Source organism: Micromonospora craniellae, assembly GCF_014764405.1.
Taxonomy (GTDB): domain Bacteria; phylum Actinomycetota; class Actinomycetes; order Mycobacteriales; family Micromonosporaceae; genus Micromonospora; species Micromonospora craniellae.
In genome coordinates this window covers 1,939,742-1,955,300 of the sequence record NZ_CP061725.1, presented here as the reverse complement: position 1 = coordinate 1,955,300, position 15,559 = coordinate 1,939,742, and the positions used below count along the sequence as shown (strand labels likewise).

Here is a 15,559-nt window from a genome sequence, read left to right as displayed (position 1 = left end):
CCAACAGTCCTGCACGATTGTCGTTCGGCAGGTGGGCGCGGGCGTACGCTCTGCGTCCGTAACGTGGGATGCCGGCGGCACAGCGCAGGCCGGTTCAAGGGCAGCCACCGCAACCACGCGGTGTGCAGTGGGAAGGAGACGTCTTGCGCTCGGTGCGTGGGATGCGGATCGCCTCGGTCATCGCGGCGGGTGGGCTCGTACTGAGCGCCGCCGCCTGTGGCGAGGCCCCGGATGAGGACAACAACGCCGGCTCCGGCGGCGAGAAGTACACCGCCTGTATGGTCACCGACGTCGGCGGCATCGACGACAAGTCGTTCAACGCCTCGGCCTGGAAGGGTCTCGAGGAGGCCAAGGCCGAGAACAGCAACATCGACATCAAGTACGTCGCGTCCAAGGCCGAGGCCGACTACGAGCCGAACCTCACCCAGTACGTGAACCAGGACTGCGACTTCATCCTGGCCGTCGGCGGCCTGATGGGCGACGCCACCAAGAAGATCGCCGAGGCGAACACGGACCAGCAGTTCGCGATCGTCGACGCCAACCCCGGGGTGGCCAACGTCTTCCCGATGGAGTTCGACACCGCCCAGGCCGGTTTCCTGGCCGGCTACGTCGCGGCCGGCATGAGCGAGAGCGGCAAGGTGGGCACCTACGGCGGAATGAAGATCCCGCCGGTGACCATCTTCATGGACGGCTTCGTCGACGGCGTGGCGCACTACAACCAGGCCAAGAGCGCGAACGTGCAGGCCCTGGGTTGGAACAAGGAGACCCAGAACGGCTCCTTCACCAACGACTTCATCAAGCAGGACGAGGGCAAGAAGGTCAGCGACGCGCTGGTCGCCCAGGGCGCGGACATCATCATGCCGGTCGCCGGCGGCGCCGGCCTGGGCACCACCGGTGCGGCCAAGGCCTCCGGCGGCGCATACAACACCATCTGGGTGGACGTCGACGGCTGCGAGAGCACGCCGGACTGCTCGGCGATCATCACCACCGTGGTGAAGAACATCCCGGGCGCCGTCAAGGAGGCCGTGCTCAAGGCCGCCGGTGGCGAGAAGCTCAACGCCGACGAGGGCTTCGTCGGCACGTTGGCCAACGAGGGCGTCTCGATCGCCCCGTACCACGAGTTCGATGGCAAGGTCCCGGCCGAGCTCAAGGCCGAGGTCGAGAAGCTCAAGGCGGACATCGCCGCAGGCACCGTCAAGGTCGAGTCGGCCGCCCAGCCGAAGTGACTCGTCACCGGTCGCCCCGGTGAGACGATCACCGGGGCGACCGGTACGCGGAGCCCATGATCCGGCCGCTCCGGCGCGGGGGAGACCCGCGCTCGGGGCGGCCGGTCCGCGCCCCGGTCGGGTCCTGGCCGCAATCCGCTCGCCAGCAGCTACGCTGCACCATCGCTTCGCACTCCAGGAGGTTGCGCTGAGACTCGAACTGCGCGGCATCACCAAGCGGTTCGGTGATCTGGTCGCCAACGACCACATCGACCTGACGGTGGAGCCTGGAGAGATCCACGCCCTGCTCGGCGAGAACGGCGCGGGCAAGTCGACCCTGATGAACGTCCTGTACGGGCTCTACCAGCCCGACGAGGGCGAGATCCTGGTCGACGGCACGCCGCTCAAGCTGCGCGGCCCCTCCGACGCGATCGCGGCCGGCATCGGCATGGTGCACCAGCACTTCATGCTCGTACCGGTCTTCACCGTCACCGAGAACATCATGCTCGGCGCCGAACAGGTGCGCGGCGGCATCGCCGGATTCCTGGACCGGCGTCGCGCCCGTCGCGAGGTCGCCGAGGTCTCGCAGCGCTACAACCTGCGGGTCGACCCGGATGCGGTGATCGAGGACCTGCCGGTCGGCGTCCAGCAGCGGGTCGAGATCGTCAAGGCCCTGACCCGCGACGTCGACCTGCTCATCCTGGACGAGCCCACCGCGGTGCTCACTCCGCAGGAGACCGAGGAACTGCTCACCGTGATGCGGTCGCTCAAGGCCGCCGGCAAGTCGATCGTCTTCATCACCCACAAGCTCGGCGAGGTCAAGGCGATCGCCGACCGGATCACGGTGATCCGGCGCGGCAAGACCGTGGGTACGGCGTCGCCCGAGGCCAGCCGGGACGAGCTGGCCGCGCTGATGGTCGGCCGCAGCGTACGACTCACCGTGGAGAAGGCTCCGGCCACGCCGGGCGAGCCGGTGCTGGAGGTTTCCGGCCTGGTCGTCGACGACGACCGGCAGATCCGCGCGGTGGACGGCGTCGACCTGACCGTACGCGCGGGCGAGGTGCTCGGTGTCGCGGGTGTGCAGGGCAACGGGCAGACCGAACTGATCGAGGCGGTCATGGGGCTGCGCCCGGTGCTCGCCGGCACGATCAGCCTCGACGGCCAGCGGGTCGACGGCTGGAGCACCAAGAAGGTGCTGCGCGCCGGGGTCGGCTACGTCCCCGAGGACCGCAGCGTCGACGGCCTGGTCAAGGAGTTCAGCGTCGCGGAGAACCTGGTGCTGGACATCTACGACCGGCCGCCCTTCGGCAGTGGCCTGTCGCTCAAGCCGGACGCGATTGCGAAGTCGGCGCAGGAGCGGATCGACCAGTTCGACGTCCGGACCTCCTCGGCCCAGGCGCCGGTGGGTACCCTCTCCGGCGGCAACCAGCAGAAGGTGATCGTGGCGCGGGAGCTGTCCCGGCCGCTGAAGCTCTTCATCGCCGCCCAGCCCACCCGGGGCGTGGACGTCGGCTCGATCGAGTTCATCCACAGTCAGGTCATCCGTGAGCGCGACGTCGGCACCGCCGTGCTGGTGGTCTCCAGCGAACTCGACGAGGTGATCGGGCTGGCCGACCGGATCGCCGTGATGTACCGCGGACGGATCATCGGCATCGTCGGCCCGGACACGCCACGCGAGGAGATCGGCCTGCTGATGGCGGGCATCAGTCCCGACGCGACCGGCGGCTCCCCGGACAGCACCGCGGCCGCCGACGGCACCGCCGTGGCGACCAGCGACCGGGACGAACCGGCGGTGACCGACGCGGAGACGGTGTCCGCCGACGGTACGACCGCGACCACCGACCGCGACGTCACGGCCACCACCGACGGCGTGGCCCCGCCCCCCGGAGGTCCCGGCAACGAGGACGGCAAGGCATGAGCGAGCCCAGCGAGCGAATCATCAGGCTCAGTGCGCCCTGTGTCGGCACGGAGCGAAGCGGAGTGCCGGCATGACCACTTCTTCCCAGCCAGGTTCGCCGGACAAGGAACCGGCGAGCGAGGAACAGGCCAACCGGACGGCGATCGGCAACACCGAGCGCGCCGAGACGGCCACCACCGCCGAATCCCCGCAGGAACGCCCCACCCTGGGCCGGCTGTTCCTGGAGAACCTGTGGGCCGCCAACACGTTCACGGTGACCCTGCTGTCGCTGGTGCTGGCGATGATGGTCGGCGCCGTCCTGATGATCATCTCCGATCCGGACGTGCTGGCCACCTACTCCTACATCACGGCCCGCCCGTCGGACGCGATCAACGCGAGCTGGACGCTGGTCAGCGAGGCGTACGCGAACCTGCTCAAGGGCAGCGTCTTCGACCCGGCCGCCACCACGGTCAACGCGGCGCTGAGCCCGATCTCGGAGACGCTCACCTACACCGCGCCGCTGGTCTTCACCGGCCTGTCGGTGGCGCTGGCCTTCCGGGGCGGCCTGTTCAACATCGGCGCCCAGGGGCAGGCCACCATGGGCGTGATCCTGGCCGCGCTGGCCGGCTTCCTGCTCCCGCTGCCGCCCGGACTGCACCTGCTGGTCGCGGTCCTGGCCGGTGCGGTCGGCGGCGCGATCTGGGGTTTCATCCCCGGCATCCTCAAGGCGCGGACCGGTGCGCACGAGGTGATCAACACGATCATGCTCAACTACATCGCGGTCTACTTCCTGACCTGGCTGATCGTGCAGAACGGCGTGCAGGACCCGAACCGTACCGACGCGATCAGCCGGCCGGTGGACGCCTCCGCCCAACTGCCGCGCCTGTTCGGGGACGGGCTGCGGGCGCACGCCGGGATCGTCCTCGCCGTGCTGGCCACCCTGGCGGTCGCCTGGCTGCTCAACCGCTCCACGCTCGGCTTCGAGCTGCGCGCGGTGGGCGCCAACCCGGACGCCGCCCGCACCGCCGGCATCAGCATCACCCGGACGTACGTGCTGATCATGGTTTTCGCCGGGGCGCTGGCCGGGTTGGGCGGCTCGCAGATGGTGCTGGGCACCACCGCCGCCGCGCTGACCCCGCTGGTGGTCGCGCAGATCGGCTTCGACGGCATCCTGGTCGCCCTGCTCGGCCGGGTGAAACCGTGGGGAGTGGCGCTGGCCGCGCTGCTGTTCGGCGCGTTGCAGGCCGGCGGCAACCGGATGCAGTCGTACTCGGGGATCTCGCTGGAACTGGTCACCGTGCTCCAGGCGTTGATCGTCATCTTCATCGCCGCGCCGGCCCTGGTGAAGGCGATCTTCCAGCTCCGGGCGGCTCGGGCCGCCCGGTTGCAGACGAGCCTCGCGAAGGGCTGGTGAGGCATGTCCACCATGGCAGTCCCCGACGTCGCGGTCGCGCAGGTCGACGAGGGCTTCTGGACCCGTACCCGCAGGGTGGGCCTGGTGCTGCTGGCGCTCGGCCTGCTGGCGACCGTGCTGTTCGGCGCGCTCGCCACCGGTGAGCAGGCCCGCTTCACGCTCAGCGAGGACTCCGCCGGGGCCGCGCTGGAGATCCACGGGACGGTCGGCGCGATCCTGTTCGGACTGATTGCGCTGGCTGCCGGGGCGGCGATGCTGGCCGGCCTGCCGAAACGCTGGTTCGTCCCGGTGCTCGCCGTCGGTCTGGTCGGCTTCGTGCTCTCCTTCCTCTGCTGGCAGGTCTCCGCCGCACCGACCGGGCAGAACTTCATGCCGCTGGTCAACATCGTGCGCGGCACGTTCCTGCTCGCCCTACCGCTGATCTTCGGTGCGCTGGCCGGTGTGCTCTGTGAACGCTCCGGCGTGGTCAACGTGGCCATCGAGGGGCAGTTGCTGATGGGCGCGTTCAGCGGCGCGCTGTTCGGCAGCATCAGCGGCAGCGTCTGGGTGGGTCTGGTCGCCGCCGCGATGGGCGGAGCGTTCATCTCCCTGCTGCTCGCCGTGTTCTGCATCCGCTACCTGGTCGACCAGGTGGTCATGGGCATCGTGCTGAACCTGCTCGCGGTCGGCATCACCGGCTTCCTCTACGAGCGGCTGATGCAGACCGAGGCGGAGCGCTACAACAGCGCTCCCCGGTTCAGCAACTGGGAGATCCCGCTGCTCTCCGACATCCCGGTCCTCGGGCCGGCGCTGTTCCGGGCCAACATCTTCCTCTACCTGGCCCTGCTGCTGGTGCTCGTGATCCACATCGCGCTGTTCCGTACCCGGTGGGGCCTGCGGACCCGCTCGGTCGGCGAGCACCCGACGGCGGCGGACACCCTGGGCGTAAAGGTGTTGCGGGTGCGCTACCGCAACGTGCTGCTGGCCGGAGTGGTCGCCGGCATCGGCGGCGCGTCGTACACGCTGGCGCTCTACTCGTTCACCAAGAACATGATCGGTGGCAAGGGCTTCATCGCCCTGGCCGCGTTGATCTTCGGTCGATGGAGCCCGACGGGAGCGCTGCTCGCCGCGCTCTTCTTCGGCTTCGCCGACCAGTTGGCCACCTACCTGGGCGCGATCAACAGCATCATCCCCGGCCAGTTCCTGGCCATGCTGCCGTACCTGGCGACGATCCTGGCGGTGGCCGGGCTGGTCGGCCGGGTCCGGGCACCCGCCGCCGACGGCAAGCCGTACATCAAGGGCTGATCCAGGGAGCGCAGCATGGAGATCGACTGGGCGCGGTTGCGCGCCGCCGCCACCGAGGTCATGCGGCACGCGTACGTGCCGTACTCGAAGTTCCCGGTGGGCGCGGCGGCACTCGTCGACGACGGCCGGGTCGTGGTCGGCTGCAACGTGGAGAACGCCGCGTACGGCGTGGTGCTCTGCGCCGAGTGCGGCGTGGTCTCCTCGCTGCACGCCACCGGCGGCGGCCGGATCGTCGCGCTGTCCTGTGTCGACGCCACCGGCGAGCCGCTGATGCCGTGCGGGCGCTGCCGGCAACTGCTCTGGGAACAGGGCGGGCCGGACTGCCTGATCGAGGCCAGGGGCGGCCCGCTGCGGATGGCCGAACTGCTGCCGCACGCCTTCGACGTGGCCGACCTCGACGCGGTGACCCGGGAACGGCCGGTGCCGGTGGTCCCCGACCGGCTGGCCGCCTGGCGGGGACGCGGCACCGTCTTCGTGCACCCCGACCTCTCCGCCGGCCAGCAGATCTGGACGGCCTACTGGGAACGGTCGGCCGGCGACGACGCGGGCGCCGAGACCGGGGTGCTGGAGGAGGGGCCGAGCTGGGACGACTCGGCGGAGGCGATCACCTGGGGGTTGGCGCGTACGCCCCGGGTCGTGGTGGTGGACGCGTCGGGCACGATCTTCTGGGCCGGTGAGGGTGAGCCGCCGGCGGAGATTCCGGTTCGCTGGGGTGGTTGAGCTTGGGGCCGGGGGCCGACCGTGCCCGGCTCCGGGCGGTCAGGCTTGATCCCTGCGCCGGGCACGGTCGGCCCCCGGCCCGACGGGCGTACGGCTTGTGCGTGTGCTGCGGGACGACGGGGTGAGTGGGATCGGCGGGGGCGACCGCGGTGTGGGTGCGCGGTGGTGACATGTGGAGGGAGGGGACTCGAAGATGAGTGTGTTTGCTGCGGTTGATGTGATTCGGGTGAAGCGGGACGGGGGAGTGCTCTCCGACGCGCAGATCGACTGGGTGGTGGACGCGTACACCCGGGGGGCGGTGGCCGACGAGCAGATGTCGGCGCTGGCCATGGCGATCCTGCTGAACGGGATGACGGGGCCGGAGATCGCCCGGTGGACGGCGGCGATGATCGCCAGCGGCGAGCGGCTGGACCTGTCGTCGGTGTCCCGGCCGACGGTGGACAAGCACTCGACCGGCGGCGTCGGTGACAAGATCACCCTGCCGCTCACCCCGCTGGTGGCCGCCTGCGGCGCGGCGGTGCCGCAGCTCTCCGGGCGCGGCCTCGGCCACACCGGCGGCACGCTGGACAAGTTGGAGTCGATCCCGGGCTGGCGGGCCGCGCTGAGCAACGACGAGTTCACCGCCCAACTGCGCGATCTCGGGGCGGTGATCTGCGCCGCCGGGTCGGGGCTGGCCCCGGCCGACCGCAAGCTGTACGCGTTGCGCGACGTCACCGGCACGGTCGAGGCGATCCCGCTGATCGCCAGCTCGATCATGAGCAAGAAGATCGCCGAGGGCACCGGCGCGCTGGTTCTCGACGTGAAGGTCGGCTCCGGCGCGTTCATGAAGTCGGTCGACGACGCCCGCGAGCTGGCCCGGACCATGGTGGAGCTGGGCGGCGCGCACGGCGTACGCACGGTCGCCCTGCTCACCGACATGTCGACGCCGCTCGGCCTGGCCATCGGCAACGGGGTCGAGGTCACGGAGTCGGTCGAGGTGCTGGCCGGCGGTGGTCCGCCCGACGTGGTAGAACTGACGCTGGCGCTGGCCCGGGAGATGCTCGATGCCGCCGGGCTGCCCGACGCCGATCCCGCCGCCGCGCTACGCGACGGACGGGCGATGGACGTGTGGCGGTCGATGATCCGCGCGCAGGGCGGTGACCCCGACGCGCCGATGCCCACGGCGGCCGAGGTCGAGGTGGTACGCGCCGAGACGGACGGCTACGTCGCGGCCGTCGACGCGTACGCCATGGGGGTGGCCGCGTGGCGGCTCGGTGCCGGCCGGGCCCGCAAGGAGGACCCGGTCAGCGTGCCCGCCGGTGTGGTGTTGCACAAGCGGCCCGGTGACCCGGTCCGGGCCGGTGACCCCCTCTACGAGCTGCGGTCCGAGAGTACGGAGAGGATTCCGGCGGCGCTGGCGGAAGCGGCCCGGGCGGTGACCCTCGCGGCGAGGGCGCCGGCACCCGTTCCGCTGGTGATCGAACGGGTGGAGTGAGTCCGCCCTGGTCGAGCCCCATGGTGCCGGGCCGGTCCGGCCGCTATCCTCGCAGGCCAGGGGGGACTACTCGGCGCCCGAGACATCATGACCAGACAGGGATGTTGCCGTGATCGTGCCTGCTCCCGACCCCCGCGAGGTGCGTGAAGCGAGCCTGGAGGAGCTGTCCCGGCTGCGACTGCCACTGCCGCCGCCGCAGTTCCCGCTCGTGTGGGAGCCCGGTGACGAGATCGAGTTGCGGCCGACCCCGGAGGTCGAGGCGCGGATCGCCGTGCTGCACCTGATCCAGGCGCGCTGCTTCGGCATGCCGCCGCAGGCGGCGATGAGCTGGTTGCTGGCGTCGCACCTGCTGGAGATGGTCACCCCGCCGGAGTTCCAGTTCGTCACCGGCGCCAAGGGCGACCACCGCTCGTTCGTGCTGCATCACGACGCGCTGTTCGCCCTGACCTGGGTACTCGGCCTGACCAAACAGCTCGACCCCACGCTGCCGGTGGACGAGCGGCTGGTGGCGCGCCTGCCGAACATCGTCGAGGGGGAGACCTTCCGGCGCTGGCAGGCCCGCATCCTGACCGCACCGCAGCATCCGGCCGACGCCGCCGCCCTGCTCGACCTGCACTACTGCCTGGACTGGGCGTACCTGGAGGTGAGCCGGGCCGGGCGGTTGTTGCCGGGGCTGGTGGACGCCAACGCCATCGGCCAGCGTCGCTGGGCCCTGGAGTGGGCGGTGATGCTGCGCGGGCCGTACCACGACGAGCCGCCCGGCTGGGAAGAGGTCGACCTCTCCACCTAGGACCTGGGACGCGGGCGGTACACGCCGAGACGGACCGCGACGGTCGCCCGGACCGGCTCGCCGAGGGCGGTGATCCGGGCGGCCAGCCCGTCCGGGGCGGTGTGCCAGGCGCTCGGACCCATGCCGACGAGCGTGGTCACCTCCGGCCCGGCCAGGCTCAGCTCCTGCCGGTGCTCGGTGTGCGACTCTTCGACGAAGTGCCCGCCGAGGCCGGTGGCGACCCGGTCCGCCTTGGCCGGGTCGACCCGGAGCAGGCCGAGCGTGTCGACCAACTCGGTGAGGTGGTCGACGACCGGCGTCACCACCAGCAGCCGCCCGGTCGGTGCGAGGACCCGGTGGAACTCGGCGCCGTTGCGGGGCGCGAAGACGTTCAGCAGCAGCGCCGTCGAGGCGTCCGCCAGCGGCAGGCGCTGCCAGGTGTCGGCGACCGCCGCGGTGATCCGGGGGTGCGCCCGGGCGGCCCGGCGCAGCGCCGGCTTGGAGACGTCCAGGGCGAGACCGATCGCCGCCGGCACGGCCGCCAGCACCGCCGCGAGGTGCCGGCCGGTGCCCGCGCCCGCATCCACCACCAACGGGTACGCCCCGGCGGCGCCGGTCGGGGAACCTAAGTGCGGGGCGGCGGCCTCCTCGGTGACGCGGGTGCCGGCGTCGGCGAGGGCGGCGGAGATCAGGTCGTAGTGACCGGCGGAGAGGAAGTCCGACCGTGCGGCGACCATCTCCGTGGTGTCCCCGCCGTGCGGGGCACGGCCGGCGAGCAGGTTGACGTAGCCCTGCCGGGCGATGTCGAAGCTGTGCCGGCGCGGGCACCGTAGCGCACCGGCGGCCACCTCGCCCAGTGGCTCTCCACAGACCGGGCAGCGCAGCCGCTCGACGACGCGACGATCCATCACCGCACCAGGTCGCAGGCCAGATCCACGCTCCCGAGCGTACCCAGCGGCCCGCTGCGGACTAGGGTCTGGTCATGGCCGCGAACATCGGGTACGAGGACATCGTCAAGGCGCCGAAGGCGTTGCTGCACGATCACCTGGACGGCGGTCTGCGGCCCGCGACGATCGTCGAGCTGGCCGCCGAGGTCGGTCACGAGCTGCCCACCACCGACCCGGCGGAGCTGGGACGCTGGTTCGTGGCGTCGGCCGACTCGGGTTCGCTGGAGCGCTACCTGGAGACCTTCGCGCACACCGTCGCCGTGATGCAGACCGCACCGGCGCTGCGGCGGGTGGCCCGGGAGTGCGCGCTGGACCTGGCCTCCGACGGGGTGGTCTACGCGGAGGTGCGCTTCGCCCCGGAGCAGCACCTGGAAAGCAACCTGAGCCTGGACGAGGTGGTCGAGGCGGTGCTGGCCGGGTTCGTCGAGGGCAGCGCGCTCGCCGCCGAGGCCGGCACGCCGATCCGGGTCGGCACGCTGCTCACCGCGATGCGGCACGCGGCGCGCTCGCAGGAGATCGCGGAGCTGGCGGTCCGGCATCGCGACCACGGGGTGGTGGGGTTCGACATCGCCGGCGCCGAGGCGGGTTTCCCGCCCACCCGGCACCTGGACGCCTTCGAGTACCTGCAACGGGAGAACTTCCACTTCACGATCCACGCCGGTGAGGCGTTCGGGCTGCCCTCCATCTGGCAGGCGATCCAGTGGTGCGGGGCCGACCGGCTGGGCCACGGCGTACGCATCGTGGACGACATCACCGTCGGGGCTGAGCCGGTGCTCGGCCGGCTGGCCGCGTACGTGCGGGACAAGCGGATCCCGTTGGAGCTCTGCCCGTCGTCCAACGTGCAGACCGGTGCCGCCGCGTCGATCGCCGAGCACCCCATCGGGCTGCTGCGTGACCTGCGGTTCCGGGTCACGGTGAACACCGACAACCGGCTGATGAGCGGCACCTCGGTGTCCCGTGAGATGGCGCTGCTCTGCGAGGCGTTCGACTACGGCTGGCGCGAGGTGCAGTGGTTCACCATCAACGCGATGAAGAGTTCCTTCATCCCGTTCGACGAGCGGCTCCGGATCATCGACGAGGTGATCAAGCCGGCGTACGCCAAGCTGCTGGCCTGAGTGCCCGGCACCGGTTCACCGGGTCGGTGGGTGGCCGGGGCGGTGCAGGCCGGCGACCTGCCGCAGGATCTCCCGGGCGCGGGCGGCCTCCGCGCCGAGCCCGGTCTGGCGGCGCAGCACCGCCGGCTCGGCCCGGAGCAGCGTCACGCCCCGGCGCAGCAGCACGTGGGGGCCCTTGCGCTGCTCGGCGAGGTCGCGAGCAAGCCGACGGAGGAAGGTCGCCCCGCGCGGCCGACGCAACGCGTACGCCCCGGCGAGTAGGCCCCGAACTCGGCATTCTTCGACGATCTCGGCAGCGAAGATCCCTTCGGCCACGAAAAGTGGCGAATCAGCCAGCTCGAATGGCCGAGTGGTCACCCGTCGATCCTCATTGATGGCGTACACGGGGACATCCGCCCGACCGTGTCGCGCCAGTCGGGTTATGACCTCCACGGCCGTTTCGGCGTCCCAGGAAGCGGGTGACTCCCAGTTGATCTGGCCGTCCCGGCGTGGTAGCGATGGGTCATCGCCATTCTTGTAGAAATCGTCCAAACAGAGCACCGGCAGACCGGTTTGTCGTGCTACGTACGACTTTCCGGAGCCGGAGGGGCCGGCGAGGTAGGACGACTCGGTGCGGGGTTCCATTACATTCAGTGACTCCGAACAGACGGACCGCGATCAAATTGCGTCAACATCTCATCACACCTTTGGCTGCGGCCAGCCTGGGCTTTCTCTTTCCGGGGAGGCGTGATGGAATCTCGGATGGTCCGACCCGCCGGGTCGGCTGCTGGGCGTTGTCCTCAGGGCAGCGCGGACGCTGCAATCACGAGGGCGGTGACGTGAGCAAACGACCGAAGACGGCAGGCTCCTTCCTGTCGCGTATGGGTCGACCGGTCGGTCGGCTTCGCGACATGCCGATCTGGTCCAAGCTCGGTCTCATCATGATCGTGCCGACCATCGCCACGGTCGTCGTGGGCACCAGCGGTCTGGTCGACCACCTGGATTCGCTCAGCGACGCCAACCGGGCCGGCGACCTCGCCGAACTCATCGGGCACTCCGGTGAGTTGGTGGACGGTCTGCAGGACGAGCGGACCGCTGCCGTTCTGCTTCTGGGGGTGAATCCGACGCCGGCCGAGCAGGCCGAGTCGGAGGAGAAGAAGAACGCATCTGCGCTCTACGGCGAGGTCTCCGGCCGGGTCGACCGGGCTGCGGTGCCGTACTCGTCGCAGCGGTCCGAGCTGACCGACCTGCCGCCCAGCCTCCAGGAGTTGTTGACGCAGATCGACGAGCGCCTCGGTGACCTGCCGGGCGCGCGGAGCCAGGTGATCAACGGCAGGTTCAAGATCACCGATACGCTCCAGTCCTACGACGAGTTGATCAACCAACTGATCTCCGTGCGGGACTCGGCCAGTCAGCTCGCCGGTGACAACGACCTGAGCGACCAGATGCGAGCCTCCGCCGCCGTGGCGCGGGAGAAGGAGTGGCTCTCCATCCGTCGGGTGGTCGTGCACCGCGCCCTGATCGCGGGCCAGATGACCTCGACCCTGCGGACGGACTACATCGCCAGCGAGACCGGCCAGCAGCAGGCGCAGCAGAGCTTCAACGCGGTCGCCACCGAGGCCGAGGCGGAGTTCCACGCCCAGACCATTGGTGGCGGTGACCGGCGGCAGGCGACGATCTACATCAGTCAGGTCAACGCCGACACCTCCACAGACCTCGCCGGCATCTCCTTCACCCCGCAGGAGTGGGACGCGGCGCTGGTCGCCAACGGCGCACTGATCCGGTCGGTCGAGTCCAAGTTCGACTCGGACGTCTCCACCCAGGCCGCCAACCTCCGCTCGGACGTGCAGCGGCAGGTGTTCCTGGAGACCGGCCTGCTGCTGACCACGCTGTTGTTCGCCATCTTCCTGGCGTTCCTGGTGGCGCGGTCGATGGCCCGCTCGCTGCGGGAACTTCGTCAGGGCGCGCTCTCCATCGCCCAGTACGGACTGCCTCAGGCGGTGGCCCGGCTGCGCGACCCGCAGGTCACCGGCCAGCTCTCGCCGATGCAGTTGGCCAACCAGATCGCCGAGCCACTGCCGGTCCGCAGCAGGGACGAGTTCGGGCAGGTGACCGAGGCGTTCAACGCCGTCCACCTGGAGGCGGTCCGGACCGCCGCCGAACAGGCCGCCCTGCGGGCGTCCGTCGCCACCATGTTCGTCAACCTGGCCCGCCGTTCCCAGATCCTGGTCGACCGGCTGATCGGTCACCTCGACCGGTTGGAGCGCGGCGAGGAGGACCCGGACCGGCTGGCCGAGCTGTTCCAGCTCGACCACCTGGCCACCCGGATGCGCCGCAACGACGAGAACCTCCTGGTCCTCGCCGGTGCCGACTCCACTCGTGTGCAGCGGGAGCCGGCCGCGCTGATCGACGTGCTCCGGGCCGCCCAGTCCGAGGTCGAGCACTACACCCGGATCGAGTTCGGCGTTATCGACCGGGACATCGAGGTCTCCGCGCACGCCGTCAACGACCTGGTCCACCTGGTCGCCGAGCTGTTCGACAACGCCACCGCGTTCTCGCCGCCGGACTCCCAGGTGCTGGTGGAGGCCCGCCGGGTCGGTGACCGCGCCACGCTGTACGTCGAGGACCGGGGCATCGGCATCAGCGCGGAGCAGCTGACCGACCTCAACGAGCGCCTCGCCACGCCGCCCCAGGTGGACGTCGCGGTCTCCCGGATGATGGGCCTGGTCGTGGTCGCCCGGTTGGCGTCCCGGCACGACGTCCGGGTGGAGCTGCGCCCTGGCAACGACCGGGGCACTGTCGCCGACGTCACGCTGCCGCCGAACGTACTCGTGCCGCGTGCGCTGTCCGGCCGTGGGCAGCAGCCCGCCGCGCTGCCTCCCGCCGCCCCGCCGTCCGGCCCGGCTCCCGCGTTCGGCGGTCTGCCTCCGATGGGCAACGGCAACGCCCCGGCCATGCCGGCCGCCCCCGCCCCGCGTTCCGGTGGCTCCGGCAACCAGGTGACCCTGGGCGGTCGGCCCTTCGACCCGGCCAGCCGCAACGGTGCCGGTACGCCGGGCAGCATGGCCGGCGCGGGTAACCTGCCCGCCTGGTCGGACCTGACCGGTGCCAGCGGCGTCCCCGGCGGCAACAACTTCGCGCCGCGCACGTCCAACGAGTCGCCGCACGACCCGCTGCCGCAGCGCCGCCACACCGACGAGCCGACCGGTCCGGGGCACCAGCCGAACATCCCGCGCCAGCTCCCGAGCAGCCCGGAGGCGGCCCCCTACACGCCGCCCGCGGTCTCCGCCCCGCCGGTGCCGCCGGTCTCGTCACCGCCCGTCTCGGGTACGCCGTACTCCGCACCGCCGGTTTCCGGCGCCCCGGTCTCCGGTTCGCCGTTCTCGGGTTCGCCCGGCGGATTGCCGCAGCGGCCCGTCTCGCCCGGCACCGGGTACCAGCAGCCCTCGGCACCGCCGGCCTGGCCGCCGGTGGCCGGGGAGTCCGCTGCCCCGGCAGTGCCCGAGCGGCTGGCCGCCGCGCTGGACATGACCACCGAGCTGCCCCGAGTATCGCGTCAGGCGCCGCAGCAGACGCCGTCCGCCTGGCCTGCCTCGGCACCGCAGCCCCAGCCGACCACGCCCGCGCCGCAGCAGGCCCAGAACCGGCAGCGGTACGCGGACGAGACGATGGAGCTGCCGATCTTCCGGGAGCTGGAATCCGCGTGGTTCCGCACCCGGCGTCCGGGGCCGGAGGAGTCGGCCGGTGCACGCCAGCCCGTAGCGGCCAACGGTGCCACGACCCAGCAGATCACCGCGATCGACACCACGGGTCGGCCCGCACCGCAGACCCCGACCGCGACGACAGGTAACGCACCGATGGCAGACACTCCGACGGCCGCAGGCGCGTCCGGCGGGAACGGCGCGAGCGGTGGGTCCCGTCCCGGCGGCGAGAACAGGCCCTCGTACCGGCCCGCACCGCAGGATAGTGTGTGGCAGACCGCAGCCGACGACGGTTGGCGGGCCGCCAGCGCGGCCAGCCAGGCGCCGGCCGCCGCCGCGACCACCCAGACCGGGCTGCCGAAGCGTACGCCGATGGCCCAGCTCGTGCCGGGTGCGGTGGAGAAGCCGGCGGCTGCGGTGCAGCGACGCAACCCCGAGTCGGTGCGCGGTCTGCTCTCCGCCTACCACCGGGGTGTCCAGCGGGGACGTAACCACCCGTCGGACAGCAACCCGACCGGCCCGGAGGAAACTCTGGGCGGGCAGCAGTCCTCGCAGTCTGGCTCAGGCCCGGTGGCCGGGAGCGGGCAGAAGGAGCAAGAAGGATGACTAGTACGCAGGATCTCGGTTGGCTGCTGGCCAACTTCGCCGATCGGGTACCCGGTGTCGCGCACGCGGTCGCCGTCTCCGCGGACGGCCTGCTCCTGGCGTCGTCACGAGACCTTCCGCGGGACCGGGCAGACCAGCTGGCGGCGATCGCCTCCGGCCTGGTCAGCCTGACCCAGGGCGCCGCCCGGTGTTTCGAGGGAGGGGCCGTGTTGCAGACCGTGGTCGAGATGGACAATGGCTTCCTGTTCCTGATGTCGATCTCCGACGGTTCGTCGTTCGCGGTCCTCGCCGCGCGCGCCAGCGACGTCGGGCAGGTCGGATACGAGATGGCCCTGCTGGTCGACCGAGTGGGTGACGCGCTCACCCCGGTGCCACGTACCGCTGTCGGGATGATGGGCTGATCGTCGCGCCAGCCGGTGGGGCGGGCAGGGCGCGAACACTACATACG

The 15,559-nt window shown here is 71.1% G+C and carries 12 protein-coding genes; 10 read left to right on the top strand and 2 right to left on the bottom strand.

The window, feature by feature from the left end:
• Window positions 1-161 precede the first annotated feature (161 nt).
• From ID554_RS08890 to ID554_RS08860, 7 genes are all read left to right on the top strand, one after another.
• Window positions 162-1,226 carry a BMP family lipoprotein gene (locus ID554_RS08890; RefSeq protein WP_117228666.1) on the top strand — a complete coding sequence of 355 codons (1,065 nt, stop codon included), beginning with the start codon at window positions 162-164 and terminating at the stop codon, window positions 1,224-1,226.
• Window positions 1,227-1,245: 19 nt separating this feature from the next.
• Window positions 1,246-3,123 (top strand): ABC transporter ATP-binding protein, encoded by a 1,878-nt coding sequence (locus tag ID554_RS08885; protein ID WP_317985218.1) that lies wholly within the window; start codon window positions 1,246-1,248, stop codon window positions 3,121-3,123.
• 70 nt (window positions 3,124-3,193) lie between these two features.
• The gene (locus tag ID554_RS08880; protein WP_117228667.1) at window positions 3,194-4,516 is read left to right on the top strand and encodes an ABC transporter permease; all 1,323 of its coding nucleotides are present in this window, start codon (window positions 3,194-3,196) and stop codon (window positions 4,514-4,516) included.
• Window positions 4,517-4,519: 3 nt separating this feature from the next.
• Window positions 4,520-5,800, top strand: a complete 1,281-nt coding sequence (locus ID554_RS08875) for an ABC transporter permease (RefSeq protein WP_117228668.1) — start codon at window positions 4,520-4,522, stop codon at window positions 5,798-5,800.
• Window positions 5,801-5,815: 15 nt separating this feature from the next.
• Window positions 5,816-6,520, top strand: a complete 705-nt coding sequence (locus ID554_RS08870) for a cytidine deaminase (RefSeq protein WP_117228669.1) — start codon at window positions 5,816-5,818, stop codon at window positions 6,518-6,520.
• Between the two features lie 193 nt (window positions 6,521-6,713).
• A complete protein-coding gene (locus tag ID554_RS08865) occupies window positions 6,714-7,994 on the top strand; it encodes a thymidine phosphorylase (protein ID WP_117228670.1) in 1,281 nt (426 codons plus the stop codon).
• Between the two features lie 109 nt (window positions 7,995-8,103).
• Window positions 8,104-8,784 (top strand): DUF4272 domain-containing protein, encoded by a 681-nt coding sequence (locus ID554_RS08860; RefSeq protein ID WP_117228671.1) that lies wholly within the window; start codon window positions 8,104-8,106, stop codon window positions 8,782-8,784.
• Here ID554_RS08860 and ID554_RS08855 read toward each other — a convergent pair.
• Window positions 8,781-9,671, bottom strand: a complete 891-nt coding sequence (locus ID554_RS08855; protein WP_117228672.1) for a putative RNA methyltransferase — start codon at window positions 9,669-9,671, stop codon at window positions 8,781-8,783. The genes ID554_RS08860 and ID554_RS08855 overlap by 4 nt on opposite strands.
• A gap of 74 nt (window positions 9,672-9,745) precedes the next feature.
• Between ID554_RS08855 and ID554_RS08850 the strand changes: the two genes are divergently transcribed.
• Complete coding sequence (locus ID554_RS08850; RefSeq protein WP_117228673.1) at window positions 9,746-10,825, top strand: adenosine deaminase; 1,080 nt, start codon at window positions 9,746-9,748, stop codon at window positions 10,823-10,825.
• Window positions 10,826-10,840: 15 nt separating this feature from the next.
• Here the strand turns inward: ID554_RS08850 and ID554_RS08845 are convergent, their stop codons facing one another.
• Entirely contained in the window at window positions 10,841-11,449 is a 609-nt protein-coding gene (locus ID554_RS08845; RefSeq protein WP_117228674.1) for a uridine kinase family protein, read from the bottom strand.
• A gap of 194 nt (window positions 11,450-11,643) precedes the next feature.
• Here ID554_RS08845 and ID554_RS08840 point away from each other — a divergent pair, with 194 nt between their 5' ends.
• Both ID554_RS08840 and ID554_RS08835 read left to right on the top strand, forming a co-directional pair.
• Window positions 11,644-15,111: a sensor histidine kinase gene (locus tag ID554_RS08840; protein WP_117228675.1), complete on the top strand. Its 3,468-nt coding sequence runs from the start codon at window positions 11,644-11,646 to the stop codon at window positions 15,109-15,111.
• Window positions 15,108-15,512, top strand: a complete 405-nt coding sequence (locus tag ID554_RS08835; protein ID WP_117228676.1) for a roadblock/LC7 domain-containing protein — start codon at window positions 15,108-15,110, stop codon at window positions 15,510-15,512. Before ID554_RS08840 ends, ID554_RS08835 begins: the two co-directional genes overlap by 4 nt.
• Window positions 15,513-15,559: the final 47 nt, after the last annotated feature.

What these genes read in the sequence shown, in the direction of transcription:
- ID554_RS08890 (WP_117228666.1), top strand. Translation starts at nt 162, where the DNA reads ATGCGGATCGCCTCGGTCATCGCGGCGGGTGGGCTCGTACTGAGCGCC.
- ID554_RS08880 (WP_117228667.1), top strand. Translation starts at nt 3,194, where the DNA reads ATGACCACTTCTTCCCAGCCAGGTTCGCCGGACAAGGAACCGGCGAGC.
- ID554_RS08875 (WP_117228668.1), top strand. Translation starts at nt 4,520, where the DNA reads ATGTCCACCATGGCAGTCCCCGACGTCGCGGTCGCGCAGGTCGACGAG.
- ID554_RS08870 (WP_117228669.1), top strand. Translation starts at nt 5,816, where the DNA reads ATGGAGATCGACTGGGCGCGGTTGCGCGCCGCCGCCACCGAGGTCATG.
- ID554_RS08865 (WP_117228670.1), top strand. Translation starts at nt 6,714, where the DNA reads ATGAGTGTGTTTGCTGCGGTTGATGTGATTCGGGTGAAGCGGGACGGG.
- ID554_RS08855 (WP_117228672.1), bottom strand. Translation starts at nt 9,671, where the DNA reads ATGGATCGTCGCGTCGTCGAGCGGCTGCGCTGCCCGGTCTGTGGAGAG.
- ID554_RS08850 (WP_117228673.1), top strand. Translation starts at nt 9,746, where the DNA reads ATGGCCGCGAACATCGGGTACGAGGACATCGTCAAGGCGCCGAAGGCG.
- ID554_RS08845 (WP_117228674.1), bottom strand. Translation starts at nt 11,449, where the DNA reads ATGGAACCCCGCACCGAGTCGTCCTACCTCGCCGGCCCCTCCGGCTCC.
- ID554_RS08835 (WP_117228676.1), top strand. Translation starts at nt 15,108, where the DNA reads ATGACTAGTACGCAGGATCTCGGTTGGCTGCTGGCCAACTTCGCCGAT.